We start from the raw sequence: 361 nt of genomic DNA on the forward strand, positions 1-361 counted from the left end.
AAGCCGGGCAGGCTTGGCGGACGCTCTTCCCGCCAGGCCTGCCCGGCTTTGGCCTGCCTGGAGTGCCCGTAAGGGCCCCATGTCAAATCGAGCCGGACCGGACCACCGAGCCGAGACTGGCCGGACCACCGCCCTCACACCGTCGACGCCTCCGCACTCTCCTGCTCATGCGCCAACCTCGCCAACTCCACCCGCGAACTGATCCCGAGCTTCTTGAAGATCCCCCGCAGGTGGTAGTTCACCGTGTGCGGCGACAGGAACAACTGCTTCGCCACCTGCCGGTTCGTCAACCCAGCCCCCACCAACCGAGCGATATCCCTCTCCGCCCCCGACAACCCCCCGACACCACCAACCCCACCAC

The 361-nt window shown here is 67.3% G+C and carries 1 protein-coding gene; it reads right to left on the bottom strand.

Annotated features, from left to right (window positions below; all coding sequences use genetic code 11):
* Positions 1 to 134: 134 nt before the first annotated feature.
* Positions 135 to 335 carry a response regulator transcription factor gene (locus tag ADK67_RS11675; protein WP_053716429.1) on the bottom strand — a complete coding sequence of 67 codons (201 nt, stop codon included), beginning with the start codon at positions 333 to 335 and terminating at the stop codon, positions 135 to 137.
* Positions 336 to 361 lie beyond the last annotated feature (26 nt).

Origin of the sequence: Saccharothrix sp. NRRL B-16348, assembly GCF_001280085.1 — a bacterium.
In the GTDB taxonomy this organism is placed as follows: Bacteria; Actinomycetota; Actinomycetes; order Mycobacteriales; family Pseudonocardiaceae; genus Actinosynnema.